Raw genomic sequence first — 16,178 nt, 5'->3', positions numbered from 1 at the left:
GGGCCCTTCTTCTGTCGTGCTGTCCTGGAGTGCTTACTTGCGGGGGGCCGAGCCCGCCTGGTCGGCCAGCATCCGCAGGGCGCTGACCAGTCCGCCGGTGAGGTCGCCCTCCTTGAACGAGGCCACCATCGCCATCACGGCGAGGTTGCAGCCGCGGTCGGGGAGCCTGCGCGCTGCCTCGACGCCGGTGACGATCTCGACCTTGCGCTGGCCGGGCGAAACCGCTATGAGGACCGCTTCGGAGGAGTGCGCGCCGATCTCGGCGTGCAGCTGCTCGGCGCGGTCGCGGGTGTCCTCGCCCAAGGCGCCGAGGTAGATGCTGAAGGCCAGGCCGGTCGAGCGCGAGGACAGGGTCAGCGCCTCATCGAGCCTGGTCAGCTGCACCGTGGAGAACGGCAGCCCGGGCGGGACGGGCGTCCACTCCCTGGCCACGGACAGCCTGCCGCTCGCGGTCACGGCGACGCCGTAGCCGTGGTCGGCGTCCTCGACGGTGGGGTCGTGGCGGACAAGCGCCTCACCAGCTGCCACGGGCACCTCCCTTGGCAGTGCGCGCGAACGCGCCGTCAGTGGTCGCGGCGGTGACCGCGGAGTGGTCGGCGCCCAGGCCCGCGGGGTTGGCCGTCCACCAGACCGGGTCGTGGTCCCAGTCCTGGCCAGGGCGGTAGCGCGGGTTGCGGGCGAAGCGATCGCGCAAGGTCACCAGCGCGACGACACCGTAGATCGCCAGCGGAATGAGCGCGAACACGAGAAGGGTCTCGACGATCGTCACGGGGGCTACGGTAGCCCACAATAGACGCGGTACCCCTTTCAGCCCCACCGGCGCTCAAGGGGGTATCACCCTAAGTAAACGGTTGGTGCTCCCCTGGTAAGGCCGCTCGCCCGACCGCCGTCCGGTCGGGTAGCGCAAAGGGCGTACCAGCAAGAGGCGAACGGCCCTAAGTGGGCAGGCGAAGGACCTTGTGGTGGATTGACGTCTTGTCGGTTACCCACCAGGGTCATAGCTTTCACCTATACGGCCCTTGCGAACCAGCGCTCCCCTTGATTGATGTGTGACCGCTTCCGGGAGGACACTCCATGTACACCATCGCTTCCCTCAGTGAGGCAAGGATCTTCACCCAGATGGGCGAGTTCGCACACGAGCTGATCGGCGGTACCCGGGTCACCCGCGGTACCCGGGTCACCAGGGCCACTCGGGTTACCGCTGTGCATCCTGACACCACTTGGTCGTCTCGCACCAGACTCCACGCGGAGGGAATCCAGATGGGCACGCGCGTCACTCGCGGTACACGGGTCACCAGGGGAACCCGGGTCACCGCGGAGCTGGCGTGGATGGGGACGCGGGTCACCAGGGGCACGAGGGTCACCGGGGAGTTCGGCACGCGGGTCACCAGGGGAACCCGCGTGACCAGCGAGTTCGGCACCAGGGTCACCAGGGGCACGCGCGTCACCGGGGAGTTCGGCACCAGGGTCACCAGGGGAACCCGTGTGACCGGGGAGTTCGGCACCCGCGTGACCAGGGGAACCCGTGTCACCGGGGAGTTCGGCACCCGAGTCACGCGCGGCACCCGGGTCACCTCCGAGTTCGGCACGCGGGTGACGGCGGTCGACTTCGGCACCCGGGTCACCAGGGGTACCAGGGTCACCGGCGGTACCCGGGTGACCAGGGGAACCCGCGTCACCCGCGGCACCAGGGTGACCTCCGAGTTCGGCACCCGCGTGACCGCGGTCGACTTCGGCACCCGCGTGACCAGGGGTACCAGGGTCACCGGCGGTACCCGGGTGACCAGGGGAACCCGCGTCACCCGCGGCACCAGGGTGACCTCCGAGTTCGGCACCCGCGTGACCGCGGTCGACTTCGGCACCCGGGTCACCCGAGGCACGCGCGTGACCGGTGGCACCCGAGTCACCGCCGCATGACCTCATAACCCGAGCTTAGCGATCGGGCACGACAGAAGTCGCGCATTCGATCAAGCCGCGGGCTCGCCGAGGTACGGCAGCCACAGCGGATCGGCGTCCACGACGCCCGCCAGCAGGCGCCAGTGCGGGCCGCGCGGCGCCGACGGCACCACGCGCAGCCGCCAGCCCAGTTCGCTGAGCAGCTTGTCGGCCTTGCGGTGGTTGCACTTCGCGCAGCACGCCACGCAGTTCTGCCAGGTGTGCGTCCCGCCCCGGCTGCGCGGTACGACGTGGTCGATGGTCTCCGCCCGGCCGCCGCAGTACGCGCAGCGGTAGCGGTCTCGCAGCATCAGCCCGGCCCTGGTCAGCGGCACCCGCCCCCGGTAAGGGACGCGGACGTAGGTCGCCAGCCGGATCACCGAGGGCACCTCGACGCTCGACTTCGCCGAGTGCACCACCATGCCGGTCGGGTCGCCGTGCACGACCTCGGCCTTCCCGCAGACCAGCAGCACCACCGCGCGCTTCATCGGCAGCGCCGTGAGCGGCTCGTACGTGGCGTTGAGCAGCAGGACCCGACGCCGACCCCATGGTCCCGTCCTGGCCGGAACGCCGCCGGGATCAGGTGCGGGCGAGGGCTCCGGGCACAGCACGGCCATCGGCGCCTGCCCGTGGGCGACGCCGATGGGAGTCGGTTGTCGGTCTGGCACTCGACCACCTCCACCACCGGTGCGTGCCCTAGTCGACCACAAACGGGGCCGAATGCGCACGTGTGTTGTGTGACGTGTCCCGCATCAGGCCCGGAACGCCCGGTGAACACCGCCCACCCGGAGCAATCGGGCCGGGCGCTTTTCGACTACGGACCTGCCGCCGGCTATCGTCGGCGCCGATGATTGCCAACGCCTTCCCGCTGTCCCTGGAACCGCCGAAGTGCCACGGCGAGGTCGACTCCTGGTGCACCCAGGTCTACGACCTGACCCAGAACCCCTGGCTGGCCGCCTCGGCCGACTGGCTGCTCGCCAAGCCCATCAAGATCTTGCTGATCCTGGCGGTGGCGCTCTTCGTCCGGCTGCTGGCGCGCAAGGCGATCACCCGGCTCACCTCCGGCGACGGCAAGACGCCCCGGCTGCTGAAGCCGCTCAAGGAGCGCGCGCCGCAGGCGCTGGGGTCGATCCTGAGCGAGCGGCGGGCGCAGCGGGCCAAGACCATCGGCTCGGTGCTCAAGTCGATCGTCACCTTCGCGGTGTTCGGCCTGGCGTTCGTGCTGATCCTCGGTGAGCTGGGCATCAACCTGGCGCCGATCATCGCCTCGGCGGGCATCGTCGGCGTCGCGCTCGGCTTCGGCGCGCAGAACCTGGTGAAGGACTTCCTGTCCGGCATCTTCATGCTGCTGGAGGACCAGTACGGGGTGGGCGACATCGTCGACCTCGGCGAGGCCACCGGCACCATCGAGGCGGTCGGGCTGCGGGTCACCACGCTGCGCGACGTCAACGGCACGGTCTGGTACGTGCGCAACGGCGAGATCCTGCGGGTCGGCAACTCCAGCCAGGGCTTCGCGGTCGCCGTGGTCGACATCCCGGTCGGCTACAGCGCCGACGCGGGCCAGGTGGCCGAAATCCTGCGCCAGGTCAGCTCCGACCTGACCGCCGAGGAGGAGCACGCCGCGGACGTGATCGAGGCGCCCGAGGTGCTCGGCGTGGAGAAGGTCACCCCCGAGGGCATGACGCTGCGGGTCACCGTGAAGGTGCGTCCCGGCAGGCAGTGGGCGGTGCAGCGGGCGCTGCGGGCGCGCGCGATGGCCGCCCTTGAGGAGGCCGACGTGCAGCCGCCGCTGGGCAGGCTGTTCCCCCCGGCCCCGCCTGCCTGAGCCGTGGGGGAGGATGGAGCCGTGGCCACACCCGAGAGCTTCTTCGACGCGGTCGGCGGGGAGCAGACCTTCCGCCGGATCGTGCACCGGTTCTACGTCGAGGTCGCCGCCGACGAAGTGCTGCGCCCGATGTACCCGGAGCAGGACCTCGGCCCGGCCGAGGAGCGGCTGGTGCTGTTCCTCATGCAGTACTGGGGTGGCCCGCACACCTACTCCGACCAGCGGGGCCATCCGCGGCTGCGGATGCGGCACAACCCGTTCACCATCGGCCCGATTGAGCGCGACGCGTGGCTGCGCTGCATGAAGGTGGCGGTTGACTCCATCGGCCCCGCGGACATGGACGAGGAGCACCGGGCGCGGCTGTGGCAGTACCTGGAGATGGCCGCCAACAGCCTCATGAACACCTGGGTCTGACCGACGATCTCGGACTTCGGGGAGTCCGACCTGGCGTGCGAATGGCAGGAGAGCGTGCGACGTAACGCGCGAGCCGACGCGACCACGGAGGCGCAGGACGCCTGGTGGCGCGACGCGGTGTTCTACCAGGTCTACGTGCGGTCCTTCGCCGACGCGAACGGCGACGGCGTCGGCGACCTGGACGGGGTCCGGTCCCGGCTGGGGTACCTGGAGCTGCTGGGCGTGGACGCGCTCTGGCTGACCCCGTTCTTCCGCTCCCCCATGGCCGACCACGGCTACGACGTCGCCGACCCGCGCGACGTCGACCCGCTCTTCGGCGACCTCGCGGCCTTCGACCGGCTGATCGAGGAGGCGCACAAACACAGCATCAAGGTCACCGTCGACCTGGTGCCCAACCACACCAGCGACCAGCACGCCTGGTTCCAGGCGGCCCTGGCCGCCGGGCCGGGCAGCGCCGAGCGCGGGCGCTACCACTTCCGCGACGGCCGCGGCGACGCGCCGCCGAACAACTGGACCAGCGTGTTCGGCGGGCCCGCCTGGACGCGGGTGCCGGACGGGCAGTGGTACCTGCACCTGTTCGCCCCGCAGCAGCCGGACCTGAACTGGGACGCCTCCGACGTGCGCGTGGACCTGGTCGAGACGCTGCGGTTCTGGCTCGACCGCGGGGTCGACGGCTTCCGCATCGACGTCGCGCACGGCATGGCCAAACCCGCCGGGCTGCCGGACATGGACCCCGAGGCGGTCGCGGTGATGGCCGGGGCGCAGAACCCGGAGGTGCTGGACCCGCGCTTCGACGACGACGCCGTGCACGACGTGCACCGGCTGATCCGCAAGGTGCTCAACGAGTACCCGGGCACCATGGCCGTCGGCGAGATCTGGGTCGACAGCGACGACCGCTTCGCCCGCTATGTCCGCCCCGACGAGCTGCACCTCGGCTTCAACTTCAAGCTGGCACAAGCCGACTTCGACGCCGACGCGGTGCGCACCGCCATCGAGCGGTCCCTGGCCGCCACCGGCGACGCCCCGCCGACTTGGACGCTGTCCAACCACGACGTGGTGCGGCACGTGACCCGCTACGGCGGCGGCGACACCGGCCTGCGCCGGGCGCGGGCGATGGCGCTGGTCGAGCTGGCGCTGCCGGGCGTGGCGTACCTCTACAACGGCGAGGAGCTGGGCCTGCCCAACGTCGAGCTGCCGGACTGGGCGCGCCAGGACCCGATGTACCACCGCTCCGGCGGCGCGGAGAAGGGCCGTGACGGCTGCCGCGTCCCGATGCCGTGGGAGGGCGAGACGACGCCGTTCGGCTTCACCACCGGGGAGTCGACCTGGCTGCCGGTCCCGCAGGAGTGGGGTCCGCTGACGGCCGAGGCGCAGTTGGAGGACCCGGGCTCGATGCTGTCGCTGTACCGGCAGGCGCTGGAGATCCGCGGCGGGCACGCGTCGTTCAGCGGGACCGAGGTCGAGTGGTACGGCGCCCCTCCCGGCTGCTTCGCGTTCCGGCGCAAGGGCGGCGGGCTGATCTGCGCGCTGAACACCTCGGCGGCCTCGGTTCCGCTGCCGCCCGGGGAGATCCTGCTGTCGAGTGCGCCGTTGGACGGCGAGCTGCTGCCGCCCGATGCGGCGGTTTGGCTGGTCTGAGCTTGAACCTCACGCCACGTGAGGTCCTAGCCTCGGTGGCATGAACCAGCGATGGAGCGTGGGGGCGCTGGCCAGGGCGACCGGGCTGACCGTGCGGACGCTGCACCACTACGACGAGCTGGGGCTGCTGCGCCCCAGCGAGCGCACCGCGGCCGGGCACCGCCGCTACACCGAGGACGACCTGCGGCGGCTCTACCGCGTCCGCGTGCTGCGGCAGCTGGGCCTGTCGCTGGAGGAGATCGGCGCGGCCCTGGCCCGGCCCGAGGAGCTGGCGGAGCTGCTGCGGCGCAGGCGCGAGCGCCTCGACGACGAGATCTGGCGGCTGGGGGTGCTGCTCAGGCAGGTCGACGGCCTGCTGGAGCAGGTCGAGCCGGACTCCAGCGAGCTGCTGGCCCGCCTCGGCACGACGAGCATGTTCTACGACCAGCTCGACCGCAGGCAGCACGAGGTGCTGCACGAGTCCGCCGAGGCGCTCGGTCCCGATGGCCGCGAGGAGTTGGACCGGGAGTGGCCCGCGGTGCTGCGCCGCTTCGCCGAGCACTGCCGCGCCGACACCCCGGTGCAGGACCCCGAGGTGCGCGAGACCGTCGGCAGGCTCGTGGAGATCGTGAACCGGTACGCGGGCGGGGACGCCGAGCTGACGGGCCTGGTGGGCCGCTACTTCCGCTCGCACGGCGTAGGCGTGGTCCGCGACTACATCCCCGACATCGCCGACCTGGGCGACCGGCTGTTCGCCTACGTCAGCCGCGCCTATTCCCACTCCTGAGACGAAGGGACGCCTGATGAAACGCATTTCCCTGGCGCTGGCGGCTGCCCTCGTGGCGGTCGGCGCGCCCGCCGCCGCCTCGACAGCGCTGGTGCCGCTGCTGCCCGAGCCGTCCGGGCCGCACCGGGTGGGGGTGGTCGACCTGCACCTGGTCGACCACTCGCGGCTGGACCCGTGGGACCCCGCGCGCGGGGACCGCGAGGTGCCGGTGTCGGTGTACTACCCGGCCGCGCGCACGTCGGGGTATCCCGTGGCGCCGCACATGCCTCCCGCGCTGGCGGCCGCGTTCGGTGAGCTGCACGCGCGGTGGGTGGCGCCCGCGCTGCCGGACTCGGGGGTGGATTGGGCGGGGACAGTGACCCATGCTCACGCTGGTGCGCCGCCGGTCGCGGGGAAGCGGCCTGTGCTGGTGTACACCCCTGGCGGGGGTGATCCGCGGGTGCTGGGGACGGCGTTGGCGACGGATCTGGCCAGTCGGGGGTTCGTGGTGGTGACGGTGGACCACCCCGGCGATGTGAGCGTGGTGCGACTGGCGAGCGGGGAGGTCCGCATCGCCGACCCGGCCGCCGATCCGCGCACGCCGTCGGGCTACCGCAAGGTGCTGGGGGTGCGGGTGGCCGATGTGCGGTTCGTGCTGGGTGCGCTGGAGGGCCGGGACCTGGGGCGGGTCATGGATCTGCGGCGGGTGGGCGTCGTCGGGCACTCGATCGGCGGGTCGGCGGCGGCGCAGGTGTTGTTCGAGGACCGGCGGGTGGATGCCGCGGTGAACCTGGAGGGGTTTCTGGACTACACCGGGGGTGGGCTGCTGCCGGTGGCTGAGCGGGGGACGCGCAAGCCGCTGCTGCTGTTCGGGACGGACGGGTACTGGAATGAGCGGTACGCGCTGGGGTGGGGGGCGATGTTGAGGTCCGGGTGTCGGACGACGCAGCGGATGGTGCGGGGGGCTACGCACTGGGTGTTCACGGATCACGCCGCTGTGGTTCCGCAGTTGCACGGTGCTGGGTTGATGACCGTGGCGCAGCGGGATGAGCTGGTGGGGGCGATCGAGCCTGAGCGGGCGCTGCCGTTGGTGTGGGGTCAGGTGGCGGGGTTCTTCGGTTCCGCTCTGTGATCGGTGGTTCCGTGGCGGCGTCTTGTGGCGTGTCCGATGGGGTGGGCCTCTTGCGTGGCGGGGGTGATGGGGAGCTGTGTCCGGGAACGATTCGGGTGGCAGGGCGGACGCACCTACAAGGACACCGGTCCGGCGAGTTGGTACGCCCGCAAAGGACGTAAGGACTGTGAGCGGTTGATGGGTGATCTTGAGTCGGAGGCCGCATGACAAGTACCCATTCGCACCCAATCCGGGAACTTCCCGCCTGTGGACGACTCAGCTCCTCAGGCCCGCGCGGGGCGCTTGCCAGTCGGTGACACGCGGTCCCGCCTGCCGGCGCGTCTGGGCCCTGGGTCAGACCAGGAGGGGGAGGAGGGCGTGCCTGCGGCGGACCACGGCGCCGTAGCGGGCGTCCAGGCGCATCCAGGCGTCGGTGGCGGTGATGCGGATGTGGGTGTCGTCGGGTTCGGCGAGGAAGCCCATGCCGGACAAGGCGAACAGGCAGCGCAGGGGGACTTTGACGGCCAGGCCGTCGCCTTCGACGGTGAGGACGGTCTGGTCCAGCAGGGATGCGGGCGGGGTGCCCTGGGGGCCGACGTTCTCCCTGGCCACCGCGAGGCCCTTGTCGGCCAGTTCGGCGATCGTCTTGGCGGGGACGTGGTCGACTACCTGCCAGTGCTTGGCGGGGGGCAGCGGGGAGCGCCACTGCATGTCGCGGGGGTGGCCGGGGTCGATGCTGTCGTCGCGGGCGACGGCGAGGCCGGCGAGGAGGTCGGGGGCGGCGACGGTGACGTCGGTGGGGGTCAGTTCGGCGCGGGCGGAGCGGGTGGCCAGGACGTCGAAGGGGGTGGAGACCCAGGCTTCGACGGCGCCGTCGCCGCGGGCGCGCAGGCGCACGACGGCCTGCTGGTCGAGGCGGACCGCCCTGGCGACGAAGGCGCCGAGGTTCTCGCGCTCGGCGGGGTCGGTGAAGGTCAGCTCAGCCACGGTGGCTCCAGTCGCGGGCGGGGGTCGGTTCAGCCACGGCCGCCGCCGTTGTGCCAGGCGGCGAGGAAGTCGCGCTCGGCGTCGGTGATGCGGCGGGGTTTGCCCGCCGCGAGGTCGAAGGGGGCCAGCGTCGTGCGCGCGGTCACGGCGACGACGTCGTCCTGCGAGGGTCCACTGTGGATCGAATAATCGAGGATGAAGTACGCGGCGCGGATCTCGCGCACCGACACCGTGATGCGCAGGGCGCGGCCGTTGGCGTAGAGGGGTGCGTGGTAGTCCACCGTCAGGCTGGCCACCACGACGCCGCGCGCCAGGTCTTCGGCGCCGCGCAGTTCGGCTTCGTGGAAGAGCAGGTCGACGCGCGCCTCTTCCAGGAGCGTGACGGTGTTCGCGTGGTTGACGTGGCCGTAGGAGTCCATGTCCGACCAGCGCGGCCGCACCTCGGTGACGAATACGCCCAACGCAGCAGTTCCTTCCAGAAAGCCCGGCCCCGGCGCAACCCTATCCCGGCGGGCCGAGGCCCTGGGAACGGCCGCCCGCCCGGTGGGGCGGGCGGCCGTCGCGGACTCAGCGGGCCATGCTGCGCATCTGGCGCGCGGCCACCGACAGCGTCGCCAGATCGAGCCTGCCGGCATCCTGGATGTCCGACAGCGCCGCCCTGGAGCGGGCCAGGCGGGAGCTGTTGGCGTCCTCCCACACGGCGATCTTCTCCGCGGCGGGCGTGCCCGGGTCGCCGAGGCGCATCACGTCGAGGGTGATGGCGCGCAGCGAGCCGTACAGGTCGTCGCGCAGGGCCAGGCGGGCCAGGGCGTGCCAGCGGTTGCCGCGCTCCAGCTCGCTGACCGCGTCGAGCATCAGGTCGAAGCCCAGGTGGTCGCCGAGGGCGTAGTACAGCTCAGCGGTCTCCCACGGGGAGCGCTCGGCGTCCAGGCCCGCGTCGCGCTCGGACAGCTCGGCCACCTCGGTGATGTCGAGCAGCCCGTAGGACTCCAGCAGCGTCGCCACGCGCGCGGCGAGCTCGGCGGGCACGCCCGCGGCGAGCAGCGCCTCGGAGTCCTGCACGGCCTTCTCCTTGGCGCGCCCGCGCAGGAAGTCGCCGACGGCGGGGGCCAGCTGGGAGGCGACCTCGTGGAAGCGGGTGATCTCCGCGCCCACGGCCAGCGGCTGGGGCCGGTTGCTGAGCAGCCAGCGACAGGCCCGGTCGAGCAGCCTGCGCGTCTCCAGGACCATCAGGTCGGCGGTCTCGGTCGGCACCACGTTGTCGAGCGCGTCGATGTCGCGCCAGATGGCGGGCAGGTCATAGACCCTGGTGACCACGGCGAAGGCGCGCACCGCGTCGGTGGCCGATGCGCCGGTCTCCTCGGCCAGGCGGAAGGCGAAGGAGATGCCCGCGCCGTCGACGACCTCGTTGACCAGCAGCGTCGTGGTGATCTGCCTGCGCAGCGGGTGCTCGGAGATCGCCTTGCCGAAGCGCTCGCGCAGCTGCGTCGGGAAGTACTCGGGCAGCCTGCGCGCGAACACGTCGAGGTCGGGCAGGTCGGCGGCCAGGATCTCGTCCTTGAGCGCCAGCTTGACGTGGGCGAGCAGCACGCACAGCTCCGGGGAGCTGAGCCGGTCACCCGCCTTGTCCATGGCCTTGAACTGCGCGCGGGTCGGCAGCGCCTCCAGCGACCGGTCGAGGTCGCCGTCGGCCTCCAGCGCGTCGACCAGGCGCTGGTGCACCGACAGCATCGGCCCGGCGTGCGCCCGGCTGACGCCCATCACCGCGTTCTGGCGGTAGTTGTCGGCCAGGACCAGCTCGCCGACCTCGTCGGTCATCTCGGCCAGCAGCTCATCGCGCGAGCCGGGCTCCAGTTCCCCGGAGCGCACCAGCGCGTCGAGCAGGATCTTGATGTTGACCTCGTGGTCGGAGCAGTCCACGCCCGCGGAGTTGTCCAGGGCGTCGGTGTTGACCTTGCCGCCCGCGCGGGCGAACTCGATGCGCCCGCGCTGGGTCAGGCCCAGGTTGCCGCCCTCGCCGACGACCTTGACCCGCAGGTCGAAGCCGTTGACCCGCAGCGCGTCGTTGGCCTTGTCGCCGACATCGCCGTGGGTCTCGGGGACGGCCTTGACGTAGGTGCCGATGCCGCCGTTCCACAGCAGGTCGACCTCGGCGAGCAGGATCGCCTTCATCAGCTCCGGCGGGGACAGCTTCTGCGTGCCCTCGGGCAGGCCCAGCACCTCGGCGGTCCGCGGGCTGACCGGGATGGCCTTGAGCGAGCGCGGCCAGACCCCGCCGCCGTCGCTGATCTTGGCGCGGTCGTAGTCGTCCCAGGACGAGCGCGGCAGCGCGAACAGCCGCGAGCGCTCGGCGAAGGAGGTCGCCGCGTCCGGGTCCGGGTCGATGAAGATGTGGCGGTGGTCGAAGGCGGCCACCAGGCGGATGTGCTCGGAGAGCAGCATGCCGTTGCCGAACACGTCGCCGGACATGTCGCCGATGCCGACGACGGTGAACTCCTCGGTCTGGGTGTCCAGGCCCAGCTCGCGGAAATGGCGCTTGACGCTCTCCCAGCCGCCGCGCGCGGTGATGCCCATGGCCTTGTGGTCGTAGCCGACCGAGCCGCCGCTGGCGAAGGCGTCGCCGAGCCAGAAGCCGTACTGGCGGGCGACGTCGTTGGCGATGTCGGAGAAGGTCGCGGTGCCCTTGTCGGCGGCGACGACGAGGTAGGTGTCGTCCTCGTCGTAGCGCACGACCTCGCGCGCGGGCACGACGGTGGTGCCGTCGAGGTTGTCGGTCAGGTCGAGCAGGCCGGAGATGAACATCCGGTAGCAGGCCACGCCCTCGGCCTGGAACGCGTCGCGGTCCAGCTGCGGGTCGCCGACCGGGACCGGCGGGCGCTTGACGACGAATCCGCCCTTGGCGCCCACGGGCACGATCACCGCGTTCTTCACCGCCTGGGCCTTGACCAGGCCCAGCACCTCGGTGCGGAAGTCCTCGCGCCGGTCGGACCAGCGCAGGCCGCCGCGGGCCACCGAGCCGAAGCGCAGGTGCACGCCCTCCACGCGCGGGGAGTAGACGAAGATCTCGAAGCGCGGCCGCGGCTCGGGCAGGTCGGGGATCGCGCCCGGCTCCAGCTTGATCGCCAGGTAGGGGCGGGTCTGGCCGTCCTCGTCGCGCACGTAGTGGTTGGTGCGCAGGGTGGCGCGGATGACGGTGAGCAGGCTGCGCAGGATGCGGTCCTCGTCGAGGCTGGTGACCCCGTCGATCAGCTCGGTGATCTGCTGGACGCGGTCGTCGGACTGCGCGGCGCGGGTCTGCTCGGACTGGGCGGGGTCGAAGCAGGTCTCGAACAGGCCGATCAGCGCGAGGGCGATCGGCGTGTGGGCCAGCACCGCGTCCTCGATGTACTCCTGGGAGTACGGGGTGCCCGCCTGGCGCAGGTAGCGGGAGTAGGCGCGCAGGATCGCGGCCTGCCGCCAGCTCACCCCGCCGCGCAGGACCAGCGCGTTGAACCGGTCGACCTCGACCTCACCGCGCCAGGAGGCGGTGAAGGCGTCCTCGAAGGCGGTGGGCAGCCGGTCGATGTCGCCGCACGCCTCCAGCACCGCGGGGTCGATCCGCAGGCCGAAGTCGTAGATCCACCAGGGAGCGCCGTCCTCGCGGACCAGTTCGTAGGGGCGCTCGTCGAGCACCTCAACGCCCATGGCCTGCAGCACCGGCAGCACCTGCGACAAGGTGACCTTGGCGCCGGAGAGGAACAGCTTCAGCCGCCGCTCCCCCGGCTCCGCGCCCTGGGGGACGTAGAACTGCACGGCCATGTCGCCGGTGTCCAGCGCCATGACACGGCGCAGGTCGGCGAGGCCGTCGACGGCGTCGAAGTCCTCCTTGTAGGCCTCGGGGAAGACCTCGGCGTAGCGCTGGCCGAGCTCGGTGGCCGTCTCGGCGGCGGCGCCGTTGGCGCGCTCGGCGAGCAGCGCCTCGGCCATGCGGTCGTCCCAGGTCCGCACGGCCTGGGTGAGCCGCTCCTGGATGCGCGGGACGTCCGGCTCGGTGAGCGCGGAGGGGTCGGTGTGGATGATGAAGTACACCTGCGCCAGCGGCGACTCGCCCAGGCGCGTGCTGAACTCCAGGTTGGTACCGCCCAGCTCCTCGAGCAGGACTTCCTGCATCGCGATGCGGGAGGTGGTGGTGTAGCGGTCGCGCGGCAGGAACACCAGGCAGGTGAAGAACCGGCCGTAGGGGTCCTTGCGCAGGAACAGCCGCAGCCTGCGCCGGTCGGCCAGGGCGATGACGCCGGTGGCGGTGGTGTAGATCGACTCGGCGGTGGCGGAGAACAGCTCGGCGCGCGGCCAGTTCTGGATGACCTCCAGCATGCGCTGCCCGGAGTAGGACTCCATCGGGAAACCGGCGCGGTGGATCACGTCGCGCACCCGGCGGCGCACCACCGGGATGTCCAGGACGTCCTCGTGGAGGGCGTTGGTGGTGAAGATCCCTAGGAAGCGGTGCTCGCCGGTGACGGCGCCGTCGGCGTCGAAGGTCTTCACGCCGACGTAGTACGGGTAGCCTGCGCGCGCGACGGTGGACGGCGCGCTGGCCTCGGTCAGCACCAGCAGCTTCGGCGCGAGCGCGTGGCGGCCCGCGTCGGGCCCGGCGGTGAGGCTGCGCGCGGCGAGGCTGTCCTGGCGCAGGACGCCGAGACCGCTGGCCAGGATGGCGCGCAGGGCGGGCTCGCCGTCGCCGTCGTTGACCAGCTCGTAGTTGCGGTACCCCAGGAAGGTGAAGTGCCCGTCGGCCAGCCAGCGCAGCAGCGCGGCGCCCTCGGCCACCTCCTCGCCCGCCAGCGCGGGCGGGTCCTGCTCCAGCTGGTCGGCCAGCAGGCGGGCCGTCCCCGTCATCCGGTCGGTGTCCTCGACGACCTCGCGCACGTCGGTCAGCACCGAGTTCAGCACGGTCTCGATCTCCCGCGCCCGATCGGCGTCGGTCACCCGGTCGACCTCGATCGACATCCACGACTCGGTGAACGCCTCCCCCGGCGGCGCCTCGGCGTCGGCGGTGGGCAGCACCTCCTGCAGCTGCCCGGCCACGTCGCGGCGCACGACGACCATCGGGTGGATCACCCGCTGCACGTGCGCCCCCGTGCGCGCCAGCGCCGCGGTGACGGACTCGACCAGGTAAGGCATGTCGTCGGTGACCAACTGGATCACCGAACACGGCGAGGACCACTCGTCGGTCGTGGTCTCCGGGTTCAGCATCCGCACCGCGGGCCTGCCCCGCACCCGCTTCTCGGCGAGCTGCGTGTGCGAGCGCACGGCCCCCACGAGATCCCGCGGATCGTCGTCGAGGACTTCTTCGGGCGGGATGTACCGGTAGTACAGCCGAATCAGGTCGGCTATGTCGGCGTCCAACTCCGCGGCCCGCGCGACGATGTCGTCCCGGATCTGCTCCGGGCTCCGCGCGGGACCGTCCGAGCCGTCGACGCTGGCGGCTCTGTCGGTGCGGGACGGGGTACCAGTCGAGGTCATCTTCAGGTCGGCTCCACAGTCGATGTGCCACTTCGGTGTGCCACCCCCTCAGGGTAGTGCCGCCCTCCCGTTCCGCATGCCGCCCCCGGCGAGTTCACGCCCAGGGAACCGGCCCGTAACGGAACCGGAAAACCCGCGCCCACCAGGGATAACCTCGCCCTCTGTCCACAAGCTGCCACTGCACGTGGCGAGCGCGGTGACCCCCTCGATAACCTGGCGGCGGGGGCCGGATGTTTGGGCTGGTTGGGGGTTGTGGGGACGCCTCGGGTGCGCGTGGCAGGTTGGTGACGCGGATCTGGCTCCGGGGCGCCCGGAACGCTTGTGCGGTCTAGGCGCCGTCTACGTCGGCAGGGGCCCAGCCGGAGGAGCGGTGGCGTCCGCCGGGTTCGGTGTTCCAGGTCCAGCCCCGGCCCGGCGGGGGCGAGTCGGCCGGATCGGCGGCGCGGGCGTCGGCCGCCCAGTCACGGGGGCCCGCTTCCTCGCGGGCGCGGCGGGCGGCCCGGCGGCCGGGTGCCCAGGATTCCTCGTCGGTCTGTCGCCAGCCGAGGTTCGCCAGGTCGAAGCCGGGCTCATCCTCGGCGGCTCGGCGGCGGCCGCCTTCGTCGGAGCCGATGTGGTCGGAGATGGCGCGGCGGCCGGAGAGGGCGGCGTCGAGGGGGGATCGCTCGGCTTGGCCCGGTTCGGGAGCGGCACGCCTGCCGGACGCCTGCGAGTGCCCCTGAGCGGGGACGTCGGAGGCGGCGCGCCTGCCGGACGTTCGCTCCGCGGTGGGGGCGGCACGTCGTCCGGGCGTCTCGGGGGTGGGCTCGTCCGGGGCGGCGCGCTTGCCGGGGACGTCCGGGGCGGAGCGCCTGCCCGGCACGAGGCGATCGGTGGATGAGTCCGGGAGGGGAGCTGCGCGGCCGGTGGAGGTGCGGTCGGGGGCTGCTCGTCTGCCGGTCGCGGGGAGGTCGGGGGCAGCGCGCTTGTCTGCGGGAGGGAGGTCTGCGGCTGCACGCCTGCCGGCAGAGGGAAGGTCGACGGCTGCCCGTTTGCCAGCGGAAGGGAGATCTGCGGCCGGCCGCTCGCCGGCGGGAGGGAGATCTGCGACTGCACGCCTGCCTGCGGAAGGAAGGTCAGCGGCTGGCCGCACGCCTGCGGCGCGGAAATCGGCGGCTGCCCGCTCGCTGGCGGCGCGGAAGTCGGCGGCTGCCCGCTCGTCGGCGGAAGGGTCTGCGGCTGCGCGCCTGCCTGCGGAAGGACGGTCAGCGGCTGCCCGCTCGCCGGCGGCGGGGAGGTCGGGGGGCGTTCCTTCGCTGGCGGTGGCGCGCCTTCCCGAGGGTGTGACCGCGCCGGGAGCGGGGAGGTCGCCGGGCGCTGGCTCACCGGCTGTGGCGGGGTCGGGGCGCTTGCCCGAGGCTCGTGGGAGGGCGGCGTCGCGGCGGACCAGGCGTTCGCGGCGGCTGGTTGCCTGGCCCGCGGCGGAGAGGTCGATGGCGTCGGGCTCGGGGAGGTTGGGGGTGTCGGCTTCGTCGGGGGTGGGGGTCTGGGTTTCCTGGAAGGCGGCCAGGGCTTCGGCCAGGAGGTCGGCCAGGCCGCTGGAGGAACGTTCGCGTCTGCTGCCGGGGCGCTTGGGCTCGGGCGGGTCGGGGGTGGGGTCTGCCGGGGTGTCGATGTCGTCTTCCGGGAGAGGACGTCCGGCGCGGCGCAGCCACTCGGCCATGGCAGGGGTTGGCCGGGAGAGCGCCGCAGAATCGTTGCGGCGGCGTGGCTCCTGTGCGTCTACAGAGGAATCTCCGGAAACCAGCCTGCTCATGCGGTCGAGGAGGGCGGCAGCGGAGGGCTGATCGGGCTCGTCGTGGGGGGCGGCCACGGCGGCGAGGCCGATTCGCTGGGAGTGGGGCTCGCCTGGTGCGGGGGTGCGCCGGCTGGGGGGTGTGGGGGCGCTCGTCGCGGCGGGTGGGGTTTCGCCGTCGGTCGGCGGGGTGTCGGGGTTCGGGATGGGCGGGATGTCGCCGGGGTTCGGGGGTGCGGGCGGGGTG

Annotated in this window: 13 protein-coding genes; 6 read left to right on the top strand and 7 right to left on the bottom strand. The window is 72.2% G+C overall.

Features of this window, described 5'->3' with window-relative positions; all coding sequences use genetic code 11:
• Positions 1-33 precede the first annotated feature (33 nt).
• Both ACFPM7_RS10230 and ctaJ read right to left on the bottom strand, forming a co-directional pair.
• Positions 34-528 carry a DUF5130 family protein gene (locus tag ACFPM7_RS10230; RefSeq protein ID WP_378246399.1) on the bottom strand — a complete coding sequence of 165 codons (495 nt, stop codon included), beginning with the start codon at positions 526-528 and terminating at the stop codon, positions 34-36.
• Positions 515-769 carry an aa3-type cytochrome oxidase subunit CtaJ gene (gene ctaJ, locus ACFPM7_RS10225; RefSeq protein WP_378246397.1) on the bottom strand — a complete coding sequence of 85 codons (255 nt, stop codon included), beginning with the start codon at positions 767-769 and terminating at the stop codon, positions 515-517. The genes ACFPM7_RS10230 and ctaJ overlap by 14 nt, the downstream gene beginning before the upstream one ends.
• Positions 770-1,260: 491 nt before the next feature.
• Here ctaJ and ACFPM7_RS10220 point away from each other — a divergent pair, with 491 nt between their 5' ends.
• Complete coding sequence (locus ACFPM7_RS10220; RefSeq protein ID WP_378246395.1) at positions 1,261-1,917, top strand: hypothetical protein; 657 nt, start codon at positions 1,261-1,263, stop codon at positions 1,915-1,917.
• Between the two features lie 50 nt (positions 1,918-1,967).
• Here ACFPM7_RS10220 and ACFPM7_RS10215 read toward each other — a convergent pair whose 3' ends face one another.
• The gene (locus ACFPM7_RS10215; protein WP_378246393.1) at positions 1,968-2,603 is read right to left on the bottom strand and encodes an HNH endonuclease; all 636 of its coding nucleotides are present in this window, start codon (positions 2,601-2,603) and stop codon (positions 1,968-1,970) included.
• 179 nt (positions 2,604-2,782) lie between these two features.
• On the opposite strand from ACFPM7_RS10215, the gene ACFPM7_RS10210 reads away from it, so the two are divergent.
• The 5 genes from ACFPM7_RS10210 to ACFPM7_RS10190 are packed head-to-tail and all read left to right on the top strand — an operon-like array spanning position 2,783 to position 7,689.
• Positions 2,783-3,760 (top strand): mechanosensitive ion channel family protein, encoded by a 978-nt coding sequence (locus ACFPM7_RS10210; protein ID WP_378246391.1) that lies wholly within the window; start codon positions 2,783-2,785, stop codon positions 3,758-3,760.
• Between the two features lie 21 nt (positions 3,761-3,781).
• Positions 3,782-4,174, top strand: a complete 393-nt coding sequence (locus tag ACFPM7_RS10205) for a globin (RefSeq protein WP_378246389.1) — start codon at positions 3,782-3,784, stop codon at positions 4,172-4,174.
• A 54-nt stretch (positions 4,175-4,228) separates the two neighbouring features.
• A complete protein-coding gene (locus ACFPM7_RS10200) occupies positions 4,229-5,812 on the top strand; it encodes a glycoside hydrolase family 13 protein (RefSeq protein ID WP_378246387.1) in 1,584 nt (527 codons plus the stop codon).
• Positions 5,813-5,852: 40 nt separating this feature from the next.
• Positions 5,853-6,578, top strand: a complete 726-nt coding sequence (locus ACFPM7_RS10195) for a MerR family transcriptional regulator (protein WP_378246385.1) — start codon at positions 5,853-5,855, stop codon at positions 6,576-6,578.
• Positions 6,579-6,594: 16 nt separating this feature from the next.
• Positions 6,595-7,689 (top strand): alpha/beta hydrolase family protein, encoded by a 1,095-nt coding sequence (locus ACFPM7_RS10190; RefSeq protein ID WP_378246383.1) that lies wholly within the window; start codon positions 6,595-6,597, stop codon positions 7,687-7,689.
• Positions 7,690-8,022: 333 nt separating this feature from the next.
• On the opposite strand, the gene ACFPM7_RS10185 is transcribed toward ACFPM7_RS10190, so the two are convergent.
• The 4 genes from ACFPM7_RS10185 to ACFPM7_RS10170 all read right to left on the bottom strand — a co-directional run bounded on the left by ACFPM7_RS10185 (position 8,023) and on the right by ACFPM7_RS10170 (position 15,019).
• The gene (locus ACFPM7_RS10185; protein ID WP_378246381.1) at positions 8,023-8,655 is read right to left on the bottom strand and encodes a DUF8010 domain-containing protein; all 633 of its coding nucleotides are present in this window, start codon (positions 8,653-8,655) and stop codon (positions 8,023-8,025) included.
• 29 nt (positions 8,656-8,684) lie between these two features.
• Entirely contained in the window at positions 8,685-9,116 is a 432-nt protein-coding gene (locus ACFPM7_RS10180; RefSeq protein WP_378246379.1) for an acyl-CoA thioesterase, read from the bottom strand.
• A 106-nt stretch (positions 9,117-9,222) separates the two neighbouring features.
• A complete protein-coding gene (locus ACFPM7_RS10175; protein WP_378246377.1) occupies positions 9,223-14,157 on the bottom strand; it encodes an NAD-glutamate dehydrogenase in 4,935 nt (1,644 codons plus the stop codon).
• 328 nt (positions 14,158-14,485) lie between these two features.
• Positions 14,486-15,019, bottom strand: coding sequence for a hypothetical protein (locus ACFPM7_RS10170; protein ID WP_378246375.1), 534 nt, complete (start codon positions 15,017-15,019; stop codon positions 14,486-14,488).
• Between the last annotated feature and the right edge of the window lie 1,159 nt (positions 15,020-16,178).

The sequence above is a fragment of the Actinokineospora guangxiensis genome (assembly GCF_042657845.1).
GTDB classification, from domain to species: domain Bacteria; phylum Actinomycetota; class Actinomycetes; order Mycobacteriales; family Pseudonocardiaceae; genus Actinokineospora; species Actinokineospora guangxiensis.
Note: the sequence above shows the minus strand (reverse complement) of the source record. Positions and strands in the feature narration are given on the sequence as shown.